Below are 18,755 nucleotides of genomic sequence, written 5' to 3' on the forward strand. Positions count from 1 at the left end.
TATCCGTGCGTACGCATTAATCGGTGCACGGCAGCACGAGGGGCGCATGGAGTTGCCAACGGGCGGTAGCTTCGGGCATATGACGTCGAATCAGCTCTCCTTTCCCCGGCAGCACGCGAGGACGCAGCGCTTCACCCTGGGGGCGCCGCGCGCGTTCACGGTGTCGCCCGACGGGACGCGTGTGGTGTTCCTCCGCTCCTCCTCGGGCACCGATCGCGCGAACCGGCTCTGGGTGCTCGACCTGGAAGGGGGCGCGCAGGAGCGCATCGCGGCGGACCCGGAAGAGCTGCTCGGCGGCGCCGTCGAGCGGCTGTCGGCGCAGGAGAGGGCGCGGCGCGAGCGCAGCCGGGAAGGGTCCGCGGGGATCGTCGGCTACGCCGTGGACGCGGCGGTCGAGCTGGCGGCGTTCGCGCTGTCGGGGCGGCTCTTCTCGGCCGAGCTGCGGGCCGGCACCGCACGCGAACTTCCCGCCAGGGGGCCGGTTCTCGACCCCCGGCCCTCACCGGACGGACTTCATGTCGCGTACGTCGCCGGGGGCGCCCTGCGGGTGATCGGCGCCGAGGGCGACGGCGACCGGGCGCTGGCCGAGCCGGAGGACGAGAACACGACGTACGGCCTGGCGGAGTTCGTCGCGGCGGAGGAGATGGCCCGCTCGCGCGGCTTCTGGTGGTCGCCGGAGTCGGACCGGCTGCTGGTGGCCCGCGCCGACGACACGTCCGTGACGCGCTGGTGGATCTCCGACCCGGCGCAGCCGGAGCGCGAGCCCGCGCGGGTCGCTTACCCGGCGGCGGGGACGCCCAATGCCGAGGTGCGGCTCTTCCTGTACGGGCTGGACGGCGGCGAGCGTACGGAGGTGGTGTGGGACCGGGGCCGGTATCCGTATCTGGCGCGGGTCCACTGGTCGGAGGCGGGCGCTCCGCTGCTGCTCGTGCAGGCACGGGACCAGCGCAGCCAGCTATATCTGGCGGTGGACCCCGGTACGGGTGCGACGCGGACCGTGCATGTGGACGAGGACGCGGTGTGGCTCGATCTTTTCGACGGGGTGCCGGTCTGGGCGCCGGACGGGCGGCTCGTACGGATCGCCGACGAGGGCGGGGCGCGGGTGCTGACCGTCGGGGACCGGGTGCTGACCGGGCCGCAGTTGCAGGTGCGGGCGGTGCTGGACGTATCGGACGGTGACGTGCTGGTTTCCGCTTCGGCGGGGGCGGAGGCGGCCGCTGCGGAGGTCGGCGAGGTGCACGTCTACCGGGTCAACGAGCTGGGCGTGGAGCGGCTTTCGGAGGGGCCCGGCGTGCATTCCGCGGTGCGGTCGGGCGGGGTGACCGTACTGGCTTCGGCGCGTCCGGAAAGCAGCGGCACGGTGGTTCAGGTGCTGCGCGACGGCAAGCGGGAGGCCGTGGTCACGTCGTACGCCGAGGAACCTGTGCTGCGGGCGGAGGTGCGGCTCGTGGAGGGGGGCGCGCGGCGGGTTCCGTGCGCCGTTCTGCTCCCGGCGGGTTATGCGGAGGCGGATGGGCCGCTTCCGGTGCTGATGGACCCGTACGGAGGACCGCACGCGCGGCGCGCTGTCGCCGCCCACAACGCCCATCTGACGTCGCAGTGGTTCGCCGACCAGGGCTTCGCGGTGGTCGTCGCCGACGGGCGGGGGACGCCGGGCCGCTCCCCCGGCTGGGAGAAGGCGGTCAGGGACGCGTTCACCCTCACGCTCGACGACCAGATCGAGGCGCTGCACGCGCTGGCCGCGGACTTCCCGCTGGACCTGGGGCGGGTCGCGATCCGTGGCTGGTCGTACGGCGGCTATCTGGCGGCCCTGGCGGTGCTGCGCCGCCCGGACGTCTTCCACGCGGGGATCGCGGGCGCGCCCGTCACGGACTGGCGGCTGTACGACACGCACTACACGGAGCGCTATCTCGGGGATCCGGGCGTGCGGCCGCAGGTGTACGCCGCGAACTCGCTCGTCACCGACGAGGGCCTGTCGCAGCCGGCCGAATCGCCGCACCGGCCGCTGATGATCATCCACGGGCTGGCGGACGACAACGTGGTGATGGCGCACTCGCTGCGGCTGTCGTCGGCGCTGCTGGCGGCGGGGCGGCCGCACGAGGTGCTGCCGCTGTCGGGCGTGACGCACATGACGCCGCAGGAGGAGATCGCGGAGAACCTGCTGCTGCTCCAGGTGGACTTCCTGAAGCGGTCGCTGGGGTTGCGCTAACCCCTGCGGGGCCGGGCCCCGAGGCGGGATACCCGGCCGGGGGCGACATGGCGCGCCCCCGGCCGGGAAACGGCACCCGCACGGCCGTACGTTGTTCAGCGTGACGCGTTCGTATATCGGAGTCGCGTCAGTCAAGTTGCTTGCGTGTTAACGAAATTGATCGGCACTTATGGCGTGATGTCGCCCGCCACCGCCCCCTGTCAAGCACGTAGCCACCTCGATCTGCAAAACCTTCGCTCAAGATGCGAAGGAACGTCGCTCTCATCCCCGCCGGGCTCTTGACTCGCGTAAGCCCGCATTGCCACAGTCCGCTCATCTTCGACGTGTTTCTCGGTGGGGGCGTGACGCGATGACGAGTGCATCCCGAGCTGCTGCAGGGGAAGTTGACGCCCCGTCCCAGCTCGCCGGGCGCTCACCGGGGCAGCTCATGTGGCGTCGTTTCAAACGCGACAGAGCGGGTGTCGTCTCCGCCTACGTCGTGATCTTCTTCTTCGCGGCGGCACTGCTCGCCCCGGTGATTTCCTGGCTGTACGGAAAGAATCCGTACACCACCTACGGAATCGAGCGCCCCGGCCTCCTGAACGAATTCTTCTATCCGGCGAAGCCGAACGGCGGCATCGACAGCGAATTCTGGTTCGGACTCGAACCGGGTCTCGGCCGCGATGTGTTCACGCAGCTCTTCTACGGCATGCGTACGTCCCTGATGATCGCCACCGCCACCACGGTCCTGTGCGTGGTCACCGGCATCCTGATCGGCGTCACCGCCGGCTATCTGGGCGGCAGGACCGACTACTTCCTGGGCCGCTTCATCGACCTGCTGCTCGCCTTCCCCTCGCAGTTGTCGTTCGTCGCCTTCACGCCCGTCGTGTACGCCCTCTTCGTCAGTCCGGAGAAGGAGACGCCCACGTATCTGCGTGTCATCACCCTGATCATCGTGATGTGGGCGCTGGGCTGGATGGGGCTCGCCCGCATCCTGCGCGGACAGGTGCTCTCGCTGCGCGAGCGGGAGTTCGTGGAGGCCGCGAAAGTGACCGGCGCCTCACCCTGGCGGATCATCCGCAAGGAGCTGCTGCCGAATCTGTGGACTCCGCTGCTGGTCCAGTCGACGCTGATGCTGCCGACGTTCGTGACGGTCGAGGCCGGGCTGTCCTTCCTCGGTGTGGGGATCATCGAGCCGACGCCCGACTGGGGCCGGATGTTCGCCGCGGGCGCCCGCCACTACGAGAACGACATCACCTACATGTTCTTCCCCGGCATCGCGATGGTGATCTTCGTGGTCGCCTTCAACCTGCTCGGGGACTCGGTCCGGGACGCCTTCGATCCGAAGACGAAGCGCTGACCGCTGTACGTACGGCATCGGCACCACAGGGCAACGACGGACAGGCAGGTGCGACATTCCATGAGGACGTCCATGAGGAACAGAGGACGGCTGGGGGCCGTGGGTCTCGCTGTGGGAGCACTCCTGCTCTCGGCGTGCAGCAGCGGCGGGGGCGGGGGCGGCGGAAACGGCAACGAGCCCCCCAAGGGGCCCGACAAGAACCGGGCCGACAACTACTCGCTCGGCACCAAGGCGGACTCCACCGGCCCCGCGCCCGAGGTCCCCGGCTCCAAGAAGGGCGGGACGGTCAACGTCCTGCAGCGCGACGCCTTCACGTACCTGGACCCGGCACAGATCTACTACGCCGACCAGCTCACCGTGCAGATGCTGTACAACCGCTCGCTGACCTCGTACAAGATCGACGAGAAGGGCCAGGTCAAGCTGGTCGGGGACCTCGCCACCGACACCGGCAAGGTCTCCGACGGCGGCAAGACCTGGACGTACACGCTCAAGGACAACCTGAAGTTCGAGGACGGTACGCCGATCACCTCGGCCGATGTCCGCCAGGCCGTCGAGCGGCTGTACGCGCCCTGGGCGACCGACGGGCCGCTCTACATCCCGCAGTGGCTCTCCGGTGAGGGCCAGGAGTTCCGCAAGGCGCTGCCGGACGGTCCGTACAAGGGCAAGCACCTGCCCGCGAGCGTGCTCGACACCCCGGACGAGAAGACCATCGTCTTCCACTTCCAGCAGCCGCACGCGGACACCCCGTACGCCGTCGCCATGCCGAACATCGGCGCCGTACCGGCGAAGGGCGGCAAGGACACCGGGAAGAACTACAACACGCGCCCGGTGTCGTCCGGCCCGTACAAGATCGAGACGCTCAAGGCGGGCAAGCAGCTCACGCTGGTGCGCAACGAGAACTGGGACCCGGACAGCGACCCGATCCGTCACCAGTACCCGGACAGGTTCGACATCCGTTTCGGCGTACAGGAGCCCGACTCCGGGCGCCGGCTGCTGGCGGACCGCGGCAGCGACAAGAACGCGATGTCCTTCAGCAACGCGGTGACGATCGAGGTCGGCCCCTCGGTGAAGAACGACGCCGGCACCACGTCGCGGACGTTCAACGAGGTTCAGCCGTACGTCGACTACATGGCCATCAACATGCGGCGCATCAAGGACAAGAAGGTCCGCGAGGCGCTCGCCTACGCCCTGCCCAACGGCCAGATCCTCGGCCAGCTCGGCGGCCCCAACGCCGGCCAGATCGCGGGCAACCTGCTGGCGCCCTCGCTGGCGGGCTGGAAGGACAGCGACCCCTTCGGCAAGAAGGCCAAGCCGAACGGCGACCCGGTCAAGGCGAGGGCGCTGCTGAAGGAAGCGGGCAAGGAGGGGCAGGAGATCGTCTACGCCTACCCCAACACCACCGAGTACCAGAAGATCTCGGTCGTGGTCGCCCAGGCGCTGGACAAGGCCGGCTTCACGGTCCAGAAGAAGGAGATCGACTCCAACAACTACTCGACCGAGATCTCGAAGGTCAACAAGAAGATCGACATTCACCGCGCCTCCTGGGGCGCCGACTGGCCGGTCGGCTCGACCGTCGTCCCGCCGCTGTTCCACGGGCGCGGCGTGGCGGACGGCGGCCAGAACTACTGGCTCCTGAAGGACGCCGGGGTGGACGCGGAGATCGACCGGATCAAGGGGATAACGGACGTGAAGACCGCGTCCGGCGAGTGGGTCGAGCTCTCGGAGGAGATCCTCACCGAGCACGTTCCGGGGGTGCCGATCTTCTACAACCGTCAGTGGTCCATCTGGGGCTCGGGCCTCGGCGGCGTGAAGTACCACTCCGTCTACGGCACCACGGACCCGACGGGGGTCTTCGTCAAGTAGCTCGTACGCATCCGACCGCCGTGCCACCCGCCGCAGACCGCCCCCCGGCCGCCTGCGGCGGGGCCGGCCCGGCGCCCGTACCGGAAGACCTGCGACGCCATGCTTCGATTCCTCGTACGCCGCTCCCTCGGGGCCCTCGTCATCATCTTCCTGATCTGCGCGATCACCTTCTTCCTGTTCTTCGCGCTGCCGTCCGAGCCGGCCCTGCTGGCCTGCGGGAAGAACTGCGGCGACCCGGCTCTCATCGAGCAGATCAACCGGAACCTCGGGCTCCACGAGCCTGTCCCCGTGCAGTTCTGGCATTACGTCGTCGGCATCTTCGCGGGCCGCGACATGGAGGTCGGCAACTGCCCGGCGCCCTGCCTCGGCTACTCCTTCAACGACTCGCAGCCGGTCTGGGAGACCATCCTCGACCGCTACCCGACCACGCTCTCCCTCGCCTTCGGCGGCGCGGCCGTCTTCCTGGTCACCGGCGTGGCCATCGGCATGATCGCCGCCGCCCGCCGGGGCACGGCCACCGACAAGTTCTTCAGCTCGCTGTCCCTGATCGGCAACTCGCTCCAGATCTACTTCATCGGCGTCATCGCGATGTGGCTGTTCGTCGACACCTGGGGAGTCTTCGACCGGCCCGAGTACTTCCCCCTCACCGAGAACCCCGCCAAGTGGTTCGGGGGGATGCTGCTGCCGTGGCTGGTGCTGTCGATCATCTTCATCGCCAACTACAGTCGCATGACGCGCTCCCAGATGATCGAGCAGCTCAACGAGGAGCATGTGCGGACCGCGAGGGCGAAGGGCATGAGTGGGCGGACCGTCTTCTTCCGGTACGCCTGGCGGGGCGCCATCGCGCCCATCGTCACCATCGTCGGCATCGACCTGGGCTCCCTCTTCGGCGGCGCGATGATCACGGAGTTCACGTTCACGCTGCACGGCCTCGGGCGGCTCGCGGTCAACTCCGTCACCGAAAACGATCTGCCGATGCTGATGGGCGTGATGCTGTTCAGCTGCACCGCGATCGTGATCGCCAACATCGTTGTGGACGCCCTGTACGCGTACATCGACCCGCGTGTGCGGCTGTCCTAGGAGACGGGGAACGACGACGTGACCACATGTGCCAAGCCAGAGGACAACGCGGCCACGCCGGCCGGCGCACCGGGCAGCGCGTTCCTGTCCGTACGCGATCTGTACGTCCACTTCTCGACCGAGGACGGCATCGTCAAGGCCGTCGACGGGCTCTCCTTCGACCTGGAGCGCGGCCGTACGCTCGGCATCGTCGGCGAGTCGGGGTCGGGAAAATCCGTCACGGGTCTGTCCGTCCTCGGGCTGCACGATCCGATGCACACCGAGACCCGCGGCGAGATCCTGCTCGACGGGCAGGAGATGACGGGCGCGGGCGAGAAGACGCTGGAGAAGCTGCGCGGCAACAAGGTGGCGATGATCTTCCAGGACTCGCTGACCGCGCTGTCGCCGTACTACACGATCGGCCGGCAGATCTGCGAGCCGTACCGCAAACACACCGGCGCCTCCCGCAGGGCGGCGTGGGCGCGGGCCGTCGAGTTGCTCGGCCGGGTCGGCATCCCGCAGCCGAAGCTGCGCGCGCACGACTACCCGCACCAGTTCAGCGGGGGCATGCGCCAGCGCGCGATGATCGCGATGGCGCTGGTCTGCGACCCCGAACTGCTGATCGCGGACGAGCCGACGACCGCGCTGGACGTGACCGTACAGGCGCAGATCCTGGACCTGCTCAGCGATCTCCAGCAGGAGTTCGGCTCGGCGATCATCCTCATCACGCACGATCTGGGTGTGGTCGCGAACACGGCGGACGAGCTGCTGGTGATGTACGCCGGGCGGGCGGTGGAGCGCGGCACGGTGTCAGAGGTGCTGCGGGCACCGCAACATCCGTACACCTGGGGGCTGCTGACCTCCATGCCGCGCCTGGAGTCCGATGTCAGCGAGGCGCTGACGCCGATCCCCGGCGCCCCACCGAGCCTGCTGGCGACGCCCACGGGGTGCCCGTTCCATCCGCGCTGCGGATATCCGGCGGAGGTGGGCGGGACGCGGTGTGAGGACGAGCGGCCGCTGATCGGGCCGGGGCGCGGCTCGGCCTGTCATCTGAGCGCCGGGCAGAAGCGGTCCTTGTTCATCGAGCAGATCAAGCCCCGGCTGGGTTAGGGAGAGTGACGACATGGCGACGCCCGAGGGCATCCTTCCGTCTCCCCGTGACGACGCGGCCCCTGCGGCGGCCGGTGAAGCGCTGCTGTCCGCCGAGGGGCTGACCAAGCATTTCCCGATCCTCGGCGGGTTTCCCTTCCGGCGGAAGGTCGGCGCCGTACAGGCGGTCGACGGCATCGACCTGACCGTGCGCGCCGGCGAGAGCTTCGGCCTGGTCGGTGAATCGGGATGCGGGAAGTCGACGACGGGGCGGCTGCTGACGCGGCTCCTGGAGCCGACGGCGGGGCGCATCACGTACCGGGGCGAGGACATCACGCACGCGAACCGCAAGCAGCTCGCGCCCATCCGCTCCGAGATCCAGATGATCTTCCAGGACCCGTACTCGTCGCTGAATCCCCGGCAGACGGTCGGCACGATCATCTCGGGCCCGATGGAGATCAACGGTCTGAATCCGCCGGGTGGGCGGGAACGGCGGGTGCGCGAGCTGCTGGAGACGGTCGGGCTCAACCCCGAGCACTACAACCGCTTCCCGCACGAGTTCTCCGGCGGCCAGCGGCAGCGCATCGGTGTGGCGCGGGCGCTGGCGCTCGAACCCAGGCTGATCGTGGCCGACGAACCGGTCTCGGCGCTGGACGTCTCGATCCAGGCGCAGGTCGTCAACCTGCTCCAGGAGCTCCAGCGGGAGCTGGGCATCGCCTTCCTGTTCATCGCGCACGACCTGGCGGTGGTACGGCACTTCTCGCAGCGGGTGGCGGTGATGTACCTCGGCAAGGTGGTGGAGGTCGGCGACCGGGACTCGATCTACCGCCGGCCGCGTCACCCGTACACGCACGCGCTCCTGTCCGCCGTGCCGGAGGCGGCGTTGACGGACGCCGACGAGGAGGGCGGGGGGCGCGAGCGGATCCGGCTGGCGGGGGACGTGCCGTCGCCCGTGTCGCCGCCGTCGGGATGCCGGTTCCGTACGCGGTGCTGGAAGGCGCGGGAGCGGTGCGCGGAGTCGGAACCGCTGCTGGTCCGCGTCGCCGGCAACCGCGTGGGGCACCTGACGGCGTGCCACTTTCCGGAGGACCCGACGACGGCGGCCGACGCCCGCGAGGAGGCGGTGGTGCTGGATCCGGCGTTGCGGGGGGTGCGGCAACCATCCAGCCCGTCCGGCGTTTGAGGACACGCCCGTAGGGCGTCCGGGGGTCCGGGGGCTTGCCCCCGGTTCGGGCAGGGGCGGGTCGGGGAAGGCCCGCCGCAGGCGCACCCGCCCCACCCGCAGCGCCTACGCCCCCTCCGCCGGAACCACCCGCTTCGCCTCCGCGAAATGGCATGCCGAATCGTGCGCCGCCGGCGACTCCTCGCCCCGGAAGACCGCCGGCACCGCCAGCAACGGCACCTCCGTCGCACACCGTTCCCGCGCCTTCCAGCACCGCGTGCGGAACCGGCAGCCGGAGGGGATGTTCGCGGGCGACGGGACGTCACCGGAGAGCAGCACGCGCTCGCGGTGCTCGCGCGCCGTCGGGTCCGGCACGGGCACGGCGGAGAGCAGCGCCTGGGTGTAGGGGTGCGTGGGGTGGTCGTAGATCTCCGCGTCCTTGCCGGTCTCGACGATCCGCCCCAGGTACATCACCCCCACCCGGTCGGAGATGTGCCGCACGATCGACAGGTCGTGGGCGATGAAGACGTAACTGAGGCTGAAATCCTGCTGGAGCTTGTCGAGCAGGTTGATGACCTGCGCCTGGACGGACACGTCCAGCGCCGACACCGGCTCGTCGGCCACGATGATCTCCGGCTGGAGCGCGAGCCCGCGCGCGATGCCGATGCGCTGCCGCTGGCCGCCGCTGAACTGGTGCGGATAGCGGTTGATGTACTCCGGATTGAGCCCGACCACGTGCAGCAGGTCCTGGACCTTCTGCCGCCGGCTGCCCCTGGGCGCCACCTCGGGATGGATCTCGTACGGCTCACCGATGATGTCGCCCACCGTCATACGGGGGTTGAGCGACGTGTACGGGTCCTGGAACACCATCTGGATGTTGCGCCGCACCGCCTTCAGCGCCCGCCCCGACAGCTTGGTGATGTCCTCGCCCTTGTAACGGATCACCCCGGCCGTCGGCCGTTCCAGCTGCACCAGCAGCTTGGCCAGGGTCGACTTGCCGCAGCCCGACTCGCCCACGATGCCGAGCGTCTCCCCCGCCACCAGGTCGAGATCGACGCCGTCGACCGCCCTGACCGCGCCGACCTGCTTCCTGAAGACGACGCCCCGCGTGAGCGGATAGTGCTTGTGCAGCCCGCGGACCTCAAGGATCGCCTCAGCCATGGAGCGCCTCCTGCCAGAAGTGGCAGGCGCTCCCGCGGCCGTCCGGCACGTCGTACAGCGGCGGCACGTCCGTCCGGCACACGTCACGGGCCAGCGGGCAGCGCGGATGGAAGGCGCAGCCGGGCGGGATGCGCACGAGGTTGGGCGGCAGGCCCTTGATCGCGTACAGCTCCTGCCCCTTCTGGTCGAGACGCGGGATCGATTCGAGCAGGCCCTTCGTGTACGGGTGCGCCGGCGCCTTGTAGATGTCGTGCACCGGCGCGCTCTCCACGATCCGCCCGGCGTACATCACGGCGATCTTGTCCGCCACGTCCGCGACGACACCCAGGTCGTGCGTGATGAGGATGAGCCCCATGTCGAGCTCGCGCCGCAACTCCGCGAGCAGATCCATGACCTGCGCCTGTACGGTCACGTCCAGCGCGGTCGTCGGCTCGTCCGCGATGATCAGCGAGGGCTCCAGGGCCAGCGCCATCGCGATCATGATGCGCTGGCGCATACCGCCCGAGAACTGGTGCGGGAACTGCCCGACCCGCTCCCGCGCCGCCGGGATACGCACCCGGTCCATCAGCTCGACGGCCTTGTTCTTCGCGTCCTTGCGCGACATCCCCCGGTGTACGACGAACATCTCGCCCAGCTGTTCGCCCACGCTGAGCACGGGGTTGAGGGCGGACAGCGCGTCCTGGAAGATCATGGCCATTTCCCGGCCCCTGACCTTTTGCCGCTCGTCCTCCCTGAGCTGGAGCAGATCGCGGCCCTGGAAGACGATCTCACCGCCCGTGATCCTCCCCGGCGGCATGTCGAGGATGCCCATGACCGCCTGCGCGGTGACGGACTTGCCCGAGCCGGACTCGCCGAGCACGGCGAGCGTCTCGCCCTCGGCGACGCGGTAGTTGACCCCGTTGACGGCCTTGGCGATCCCGTCGCGGGTACGGAATTCCACGTGCAGGTCGCGCACTTCGAGCAGCGGGGCGGGAGTGGCGGCGGTCATGGCGGGGCTCCTCAGCGCAGCTTGGGGTCGAGGGCGTCGCGCACCGCGTCGCCGAGCATGATGAACGCGAGCACCGTGATCGCGAGAGCGCCGGCCGGCCAGAGCAGCATGTGCGGGGCGTTGCGGACGTACGGCGAGGCGGCGGAGAGGTCGATGCCCCAGGACACCGTCGGCGGTTTCAGGCCGACGCCGAGGTACGAGAGGGTGGCCTCCAGTGAGATGTACGTACCGAGGGCGATGGTCGCCACGACGATGACCGGGGCGACGGCGTTGGGCGTGACGTGCCGCAGCAGCATCCGCGCGTTGCTCGCGCCGAGCGCGCGCGCCGCCTGCACGTAGTCGTTCTGCTTGGCGGTGATGACCGAGCCGCGTGCGATACGGGCGATCTGCGGCCACCCGAGCAGCACGATGAACCCGATCACCGGCCAGACGGTGGTGCTGGTGATGACGGACAGGAAGACGAGGCCGCCGAGGACGACCGGGATGCCGAAGAAGACATCGGTGATCCGGGACAGCAGCGCGTCCCACGCGCCGCCGAAGAAGCCGGCGAGCCCGCCGAGGACGCTGCCGAACAGGGCGACGCCGAGGGTGGCGCAGACACCGACGGTCACCGAGGTCCTGGCGCCGTACACCGTCCGGGTGTAGACGTCGCAGCCCTGGCCGTCGAAGCCGAAGGGGTGGCCGGGCTGGGAGCCCTCCTGGGCCTTCCCCAGGTCGCAGTGGAGCGGGTTGCCGCTCGCGATGAGGGACGGCCAGAGGGAGATGACGACCAGAAAGGCGATGACGAGCCCGGAGATGATGAAGACGGGGTTGCGGCGCAGATCGCGCCAGGCGTCGGACCACAGGCTGCGCGCCCGTCCGGGCTCGGCGGTGCCGGTCCCCCGCGGCCCGCCACCGGGCCGCTGCTCCGGCGTCTCGCCTTCCTCCATGGCGAGATCCGTCGCTCCCCCGGCGCCGACCGCCGGGATCGTCGCGTCGGGTTCGTAGGGCGGCTCAGGCATACCGGATCCTCGGGTCGAGTACGGCGTACAAGAGGTCGACGAGCAGGTTCGCCAGCAGGAAGACCAGCACCAGGACGGTGACGAAGCCGACGACCGTCTGGGAGCTCTGGCGCAGGATGCCCTGGAAGAGCTGGTAGCCGACGCCGTGGATGTTGAAGATCCGCTCGGTGACGATCGCGCCGCCCATCAGGGCGCCCACGTCCGTGCCGATGAAGGTGACGACGGGGATCAGCGAGTTGCGCAGCAGGTGGCGGGAGATGACGCGGCGCCTGGGCAGGCCCTTGGCGACGGCTGTACGGACGTAGTCGGCGCGGGAGTTCTCGGCGACGGAGGTCCTGGTGAGGCGGGTGACGTACGCCAGTGAGACCGAGGCCAGGACGAGTCCCGGCACCAGCAGCTCATCGACGGTGGCCGCGGACGAGACCGATGGCCTGATGACCCCCCATTTCACGCCGAGCAGGAGCTGGAGCAGCAGGCCGGTGACGAAGGTGGGGACCGAGATGACGACGAGGGTGACGAGCAGAACGCCGGTGTCGACGGGGCGGCCGCGGCGCAGGCCGGTGACTACGCCCAGGCTGATGCCGATGACGATCTCGAAGGCGATGGCGACGAGGGTCAGCCGGATGGTGACGGGGAAGGCGGTCGCCATCAGTTCGGTGACCTTCTGGCCGTTGAAGGCGGTGCCGAAGTCGCCGGTGAAGACGTTTCCCATGTACGTCAGGTATTGCTGCCACACGGGCTTGTCGAGGCCGAACTCCGCGCGGAGGCGGGCGGCGGTCGCGGGGTCGCACTTCCGGTCGCCGCACAGGCCGGCGATGGGGTCGCCCATGACGTTCACCATCAGGAAGATCAGCAGTGTGGCGCCGAAGAAGACCGGGATGATCTGCAGCAGACGCCGGATCACGTACCGTCCCATGGAGGCTCCCGTGTCAGTTGACCTTGATCTCGTTGTAGACGGGGACGCTGAAGGGGTTCAGGGTCACGTGGGAGATCCGGTCGGAGTAGCCGGCGCTGCCGTTCTGGTACCAGAGCGGGATGGCTGCCATCTCGTCCCGTACGACCTTCTCGGCGTCCTGGAACTTCGTGACCGCCTTCGCCGCGTCGCTCTCGGCGTTGGCCTCGTCGATGAGCCTGTCGAACTCCTCGCTGGCCCACTTGCCGTCGTTGGACGAGGCGTTCTCGTAGTAGAGCGGCTGGAGGAAGTTCTGGATCAGCGGGTAGTCCATCTGCCAGCCGGCCCGGAAGGGGCCGGTCATCTTCCGGTTCATGATCTGGTTGCGGTAGTCGGCGAAGGTGCCGACGGGGTTGCCTGTGCAGGCGCGGTCGTTGTCGAGCGCGTTGTTGATGCTGTTGCAGACCGCGTCGACCCACTCCTTGTGGGAGCCGGTGTCCGCGTTGTACGTGATCTTGAACGTTCCGCCGGGGATGCCGCCGCCCTCGGCGACCAGTCTCTTCGCCTCGGCCGGGTCGAACTCGCACGCCTCGCCGCACAGCGTGTTGTCGAACCCGCCCTCCTTCTTGAGGACCGGGGAGGTCCAGTCCCTGGCGGGGGTGCGGGTCTTCTGGAAGATCGTGTCGGTGATCTGCTGCCGGTTGATGGCCATGGACAGCCCCTTGCGGACCTTCTCCATGCCGTCGGCGTGCCACCGCTTGTCGTAATACGGAAAGGAGAGGGTCTGAATGATGCCGGCCGGGGTGTTCATGTACCGGTCGCCCAGGTCGGCCCGGACGTTCTTGAGCTGGGAGGCCGGTACGTCGTCGACGAGGTCGAGGTTGCCCGCGGTGAGGGCGGTGTAGGCGGTGTTGTTGTCGGTGAAGACCTGGAGGTCCACGCCGCCGTTCCGCGCCTTGTCGGGGCCGGGGTACTGCTCCCACTTGCGCATGCTCATCTGTGAGCCCTTGGCGTACGACGCGACGGTGTACGGGCCGTTGCCGACGGGCTTGGCCAGCCAGGCGTCGTGGTCGTCGAAGAACGCCCTGGGGAGCGGCGCGAAGGCGTTGTAGCCGAGGGTCTCGGGCCAGGTGGAGAACTTCTGGGTGAGCTTGACGGTGAAGGTCCTCGCGTCCTTGACCCTCAGCCCTGAGAGGGTTTCGGCGGTGGGCCTGCCCTTCTCGGGATGGACCTTGTCATAGCCCTCGATGTAGCCGAAGAAGTAGGCGTTGCGCTGGTTGTTCTTGAGGTGCGCGCCGTAGTTCCAGGCGTCGACGAAGGACTTGGCGGTGACTTTCTCGCCGTTGCTGAACGTCCAGCCGTCCTTGATGGTGACGGTGAAGTTCCGCGAGTCGGTGGTGTCGATCCTCTCGGCGAGCGCGTCCTTGGCCTCGCCGGTCCTCGGGTCGTACCGCTTGAGACCGCGGAAGAGCATGTCGAGGACCTTGCCGCCCTGCACCTCGTTGGTGTTCGCGGGCTCCAGCGGGTTCGGCGGATCCCCCCAGGAGGAACTGACCACCCCTGACGCACCGCCACCGCCGCCGTTGCCACCGCAGCCTGTCGCCGCGAGGGCGACAGCCACGGCACATGCCGCCCACTTGGCGTGCGTGGCTCCGCGCATGGAGTCCCTCCTCGGGTGTTGAGGTCCGACGTAGCACCCATATCACCCCAGAGCCATACGTACCGCACCTCCACGGGGCCCGTTCGCGCAGCGCGGGAGGGGGACCGCCGGGGAAAGCGAAGCGCCCCGGACCGTCATGGTCCGGGGCGCCCGCACCCGAAGTGCGTACGTCGGTGCGTTACGCCGCGTGTACGACGTCCTTCTCCTCGGCGAAGTGGCACGCCGACTCGTGTGCCGCCGGGGTGTCCGAGGACTTGAAGCGCTCGGGGACCGCCAGCAGCGGCATCTCCTCGGCGCACTTGTCCTGCGCCTTCCAGCAGCGCGTACGGAAACGGCAACCGGACGGCGGGTTCGCCGGGGACGGGACGTCGCCGGTGAGGATGATCCGCTCGCGGCCCTCGCGGGCGTCCGGGTCGGGGACCGGGACCGCCGACAGCAGCGCCTGGGTGTAGGGGTGCGTCGGGTGGTCGTAGATCTGCGTGTCCGTACCGATCTCGGCCATTTTGCCGAGGTACATGACGCCGACCCGGTCCGAGATGTGCCGGACGATCGACAGGTCGTGCGCGATGAAGAGGTAGGACAGGTTGAACTCGTCCTGGAGCTTCTCCATCAGGTTGATGACCTGCGCCTGGACGGACACGTCCAGCGCCGACACCGGCTCGTCGCAGATGATGATCTCCGGCTGGAGCGCCAGCCCCCGCGCGATGCCGATGCGCTGGCGCTGGCCTCCCGAGAACTGGTGCGGGTACCGGTTGATGTACTCCGGGTTGAGCCCGACCACGTCCAGGAGCTCCTGGACCTTCCTGCGGCGGTCGCCCTTCGGCGCCACCTCCGGGTGGATGTCGTACGGCTCACCGATGATGTCGCCCACCGTCATACGGGGGTTGAGCGAGGTGTACGGGTCCTGGAACACCATCTGGATGTTGCGGCGGACCGCCTTCAGGGCGCGCCCGGACAGCTTGGTGATGTCCTGGCCCTTGAAGAAGACCTCACCCGCCGTCGCCGTCTCCAGCGTCATCAGAAGCTTCGCGACGGTGGACTTGCCACAGCCGGACTCGCCCACGATGCCCAGCGTCTCGCCCTGGTAGAGATCGAAGGAGATCCCGTCGACCGCCTTGACCGCGCCTACCTGCTTCTTGAACAGGATGCCCTGGGTCAGCGGGAAGTGCTTCACCAGGTTGCGGACCTGAAGGATCGGCTCGCCGCGCTCGACCGGGGCCTCGATCGCCGCGACCGCCTCCTGGGTGGTGGAGGCGTCGACGGTCTCGACCGCGGTGACGTTGGGGGGCGCGTCCACGGCAGCCTCGTTGTTCTTCCTCAGCTCAGCCATGGATCTGCTCCTTCCAGAAGTGGCACGCGCTGCCGCGGCCCGGCAGCTCGCCACCGTCCTGCTCGGTGACGTCCGCCAGCAGCGGGACGTCGGTGCGGCAGATGTCCTGCGCCTTCGGACAGCGCGGGTTGAACGCGCAACCCGACGGAATCTTCAGCAGGTTGGGCGGCAGGCCCTTGATCGCGTAGAGCTCCTGGCCCTTCTGGTCCAGGCGCGGGATGGAGTCCAGCAGACCACGCGTGTACGGGTGCGCCGGGCGCTTGTACAGCTCGTGGACCGGAGCCGTCTCGACGATCCGGCCGGCGTACATCACCGCGATCTTGTCGGCGACGTCGGCCACCACACCCAGGTCGTGGGTGATCAGGATCAGACCCATGTTGTACTCGCGCTGAAGCTCCGCGAGCAGGTCCATCACCTGGGCCTGGACCGTCACGTCCAGAGCCGTCGTCGGCTCGTCCGCGATGATCAGGTCCGGCTCCAGGGCCAGTGCCATCGCGATCATGATGCGCTGGCGCATGCCGCCGGAGAACTGGTGCGGGTAGTCGTTGACCCGCTCCTTCGCCGCCGGGATGCGCACCCGGTCCATCAGCTCGATGGCCTTGGCCTTGGCGTCCTTCTTGGACAGGCCCTGGTGGACGCGGAACATCTCCGCGAGCTGGTAGCCCACGGTCAGCACGGGGTTCAGCGACGACAGCGCGTCCTGGAAGATCATGGCGATCTTCTGGCCGCGGATCTTGCGCCGCTCCTCGTACCCCATGGTCAGCATGTCCTCGCCGCGGAAGAGGATCTCTCCCTGCGGGATGCGGCCGGGCGGCATGTCGAGGATGCCCATGATGGCCTGCGCCGTCACGGACTTGCCGGAGCCGGACTCGCCGAGCACGGCGAGCGTCTCACCGGCGGCGACGCTGTAGTTGACACCGTTGACGGCCTTGACGACGCCGTCGCGGGTCTTGAACTCCACGTGCAGGTCACGGACGTCGAGCAGCGGTCCGCTGTTCTCCGTCGAACCTCGGGGGGCGGGAACATCCGCCGTCTTGTCGATGATGGTCATGTACGTACGCCTCCCTCAGCGCAGCTTGGGGTCAAGGGCGTTGCGTACCGCATCGCCGAGCATGATGAAGGCCAGGACAGTGATCGACACCATGATCGACGGCAGGATCAGCACATACGGCTCGTTGCGCAACTGCTCGGCGCCCGACGAGATGTCGACGCCCCACGAGACGGTCGGCTCAGCCAGCCCGATGCCCAGGTAGGACAGCGTGGCCTCGGCCGAGATGTAGCCGCCGAGTGCGATGGTGGCGACCACGATCACCGGGGCCACCGCGTTGGGCAGGATGTGCCGGAGCAGGATGCGGGGGGTGGAGGCGCCGAGCGCCTTCGCCGCCATCACGTAGTCCGCCTGCTTGATGGTGATGACCGAGCCGCGGGCGACACGCGCGATCTGGGTCCAGCCGAGGAAGGCGAGGGCCAGGATCACGACGTACAGGGCACGGTCCTCGAAGGAGGTCAGCACCACCATCGCACCGAGGATGAAGGGGATACCGAAGAAGATGTCGGTGACTCGGGACAGGATCGTGTCGACCCAGCCTCCGAAGTAGCCGGCGAGCATGCCAACGATGCCGCCGAAGACCGTGACCAGCACGGTCACGACCACGGCGACCGAGATGGAAGCACGGGCGCCGTAGACGAGCCGGGCGTAGATGGACCGGCCCTGGCCGTCATAGCCGAGCCAGTCGTCGGCGAAGACGTTGCCCCAGTTGGGCTTCTGGAGGTAGTGCTTGGCGAGATCCGCGTAGCGCGGGTCGGCGCTGGTGAAGAGGCCCGGCGCGATGGCCATGGCGAGCAGCAGCACGATGAGGACCGCGGAGATCAGGAACAGCGGGTTGCGCCGCAGGTCGTGCCAGGCGTCGGACCACAGGCTGCGCGGCTTCTCGGCCTTGGACGCGTTGGCGGCCTTGGCCTGGGCGTCGACAGCGTCGAGCGCCTCGTCCTTGACTGTGGCTTCGAGTGCGTCAGGCATAACGGATCCTCGGGTCCAGGACCGCGTAAAGCAGGTCGACGATCAGGCTGGCAACGAGATAGACCACGACGATCAGGGTGACGATGCCCACGACAGTCGCGCCCTCGCGGTGCCTCAGTGCCTCGAACACGGCGTAGCCGACACCTTGGACGTTGAAGATGCCTTCGGTGACCACCGCGCCGCCGAGCAGGGCGCCGAGGTCGGTGCCGAGGAAGGTGACCACAGGGATCAGGGAGTTGCGCATCAGGTGTACGCCGATGACGCGGCGCCTCGGCAGGCCCTTGGCGACGGCCGTACGCATGTAGTCCGCCCGGAGGTTTTCCGCGACCGAGGTACGCGTCAGCCGGGCAACGTATGCGAGGGACAGCGAACCGAGTACGACGGCAGGCAGCAGGAGTTCGCCCGGTGCCGCTTCGGTGCTGACGTTCGGGTCGACCCAGCCCAACTGGAAGGCGAAGAAGTACTGGAGCAGGTATCCCAGCACGAACGACGGGATCGAGATGAGGACCAGCGTCAGGACGAGCAGTCCGCGGTCCCTGAGCGTGTCGGCCTTCAGGCCGGCGAAGATGCCGATGGAGATGCCGACGAGCACGGTGAACGTGAAGGCGAACAGGGCCAGTCGGATCGTGATGGGGAATGCGTCCGAGATGATGTCGGCGACGGGCCGGCCGCTGGCGATCTGCGTACCGAAGTCTCCCTGGAACAGATTGCCCAGGTAGTTCAAGTACTGGTGCCAGAGGGGGAGATCGAGCCCGAGGTCCTTCTTCATCTGTGCGATCTGTGCCGGGTCAACGGTCTGTTCGCCGGCGAGCGCGCGCACGGGATCGCCGGGCAGCGCGTACATCATGGCGAAGACGAGCAAGGTTGACCCGATGAAGACCGGGATCATCTGGAGCAGTCGCCGTGCGACATAACGCCCCATGTGTGCCTCCGTGTCGATAACTGCGGCGCGGGGGCCGCTCCCCTTTGGTCAGGGAGCGGC

Annotated in this window: 15 protein-coding genes; 6 read left to right on the forward strand and 9 right to left on the reverse strand. The window is 68.5% G+C overall.

The window, feature by feature from the left end; all coding sequences use genetic code 11:
- Positions 1-79 precede the first annotated feature (79 nt).
- From G412_RS0109105 to G412_RS0109130, 6 genes are all read left to right on the forward strand, one after another.
- Entirely contained in the window at positions 80-2,209 is a 2,130-nt protein-coding gene (locus tag G412_RS0109105; RefSeq protein ID WP_028811827.1) for a S9 family peptidase, read from the forward strand.
- A gap of 427 nt (positions 2,210-2,636) precedes the next feature.
- Positions 2,637-3,548: an ABC transporter permease gene (locus tag G412_RS0109110; protein ID WP_028811828.1), complete on the forward strand. Its 912-nt coding sequence runs from the start codon at positions 2,637-2,639 to the stop codon at positions 3,546-3,548.
- Between the two features lie 72 nt (positions 3,549-3,620).
- Positions 3,621-5,411, forward strand: coding sequence for an ABC transporter substrate-binding protein (locus G412_RS0109115; protein ID WP_037648111.1), 1,791 nt, complete (start codon positions 3,621-3,623; stop codon positions 5,409-5,411).
- A 99-nt stretch (positions 5,412-5,510) separates the two neighbouring features.
- The gene (locus G412_RS0109120; protein WP_028811830.1) at positions 5,511-6,491 is read left to right on the forward strand and encodes an ABC transporter permease; all 981 of its coding nucleotides are present in this window, start codon (positions 5,511-5,513) and stop codon (positions 6,489-6,491) included.
- An 18-nt stretch (positions 6,492-6,509) separates the two neighbouring features.
- Positions 6,510-7,580, forward strand: coding sequence for an ABC transporter ATP-binding protein (locus G412_RS0109125; RefSeq protein ID WP_028811831.1), 1,071 nt, complete (start codon positions 6,510-6,512; stop codon positions 7,578-7,580).
- Between the two features lie 13 nt (positions 7,581-7,593).
- Positions 7,594-8,742, forward strand: a complete 1,149-nt coding sequence (locus tag G412_RS0109130; RefSeq protein WP_028811832.1) for an ABC transporter ATP-binding protein — start codon at positions 7,594-7,596, stop codon at positions 8,740-8,742.
- A gap of 105 nt (positions 8,743-8,847) precedes the next feature.
- On the opposite strand, the gene G412_RS0109135 is transcribed toward G412_RS0109130, so the two are convergent.
- The 9 genes from G412_RS0109135 to G412_RS0109175 all read right to left on the reverse strand — a co-directional run bounded on the left by G412_RS0109135 (position 8,848) and on the right by G412_RS0109175 (position 18,695).
- Positions 8,848-9,882: an ABC transporter ATP-binding protein gene (locus G412_RS0109135; protein ID WP_028811833.1), complete on the reverse strand. Its 1,035-nt coding sequence runs from the start codon at positions 9,880-9,882 to the stop codon at positions 8,848-8,850.
- Positions 9,875-10,870, reverse strand: coding sequence for an ABC transporter ATP-binding protein (locus G412_RS0109140; protein WP_037648115.1), 996 nt, complete (start codon positions 10,868-10,870; stop codon positions 9,875-9,877). Before G412_RS0109140 ends, G412_RS0109135 begins: the two co-directional genes overlap by 8 nt.
- An 11-nt stretch (positions 10,871-10,881) precedes the next feature.
- Entirely contained in the window at positions 10,882-11,871 is a 990-nt protein-coding gene (locus G412_RS0109145) for an ABC transporter permease (protein WP_028811835.1), read from the reverse strand.
- Positions 11,864-12,787 (reverse strand): ABC transporter permease, encoded by a 924-nt coding sequence (locus G412_RS0109150; protein ID WP_028811836.1) that lies wholly within the window; start codon positions 12,785-12,787, stop codon positions 11,864-11,866. Before G412_RS0109150 ends, G412_RS0109145 begins: the two co-directional genes overlap by 8 nt.
- 13 nt (positions 12,788-12,800) lie before the next feature.
- Positions 12,801-14,423 carry a peptide ABC transporter substrate-binding protein gene (locus tag G412_RS0109155; protein WP_028811837.1) on the reverse strand — a complete coding sequence of 541 codons (1,623 nt, stop codon included), beginning with the start codon at positions 14,421-14,423 and terminating at the stop codon, positions 12,801-12,803.
- A 178-nt stretch (positions 14,424-14,601) separates the two neighbouring features.
- Entirely contained in the window at positions 14,602-15,753 is a 1,152-nt protein-coding gene (locus G412_RS0109160; protein WP_028811838.1) for an ABC transporter ATP-binding protein, read from the reverse strand.
- Positions 15,746-16,804 (reverse strand): ABC transporter ATP-binding protein, encoded by a 1,059-nt coding sequence (locus G412_RS0109165; RefSeq protein WP_028811839.1) that lies wholly within the window; start codon positions 16,802-16,804, stop codon positions 15,746-15,748. The genes G412_RS0109160 and G412_RS0109165 overlap by 8 nt, the downstream gene beginning before the upstream one ends.
- Before the next feature lie 15 nt (positions 16,805-16,819).
- Positions 16,820-17,773, reverse strand: a complete 954-nt coding sequence (locus G412_RS0109170) for an ABC transporter permease (protein WP_028811840.1) — start codon at positions 17,771-17,773, stop codon at positions 16,820-16,822.
- Positions 17,766-18,695, reverse strand: a complete 930-nt coding sequence (locus tag G412_RS0109175; RefSeq protein ID WP_028811841.1) for an ABC transporter permease — start codon at positions 18,693-18,695, stop codon at positions 17,766-17,768. Before G412_RS0109175 ends, G412_RS0109170 begins: the two co-directional genes overlap by 8 nt.
- Positions 18,696-18,755 lie beyond the last annotated feature (60 nt).

Source organism: Streptomyces flavidovirens DSM 40150 (assembly GCF_000429085.1).
GTDB lineage: Bacteria > Actinomycetota > Actinomycetes > Streptomycetales > Streptomycetaceae > Streptomyces > Streptomyces flavidovirens.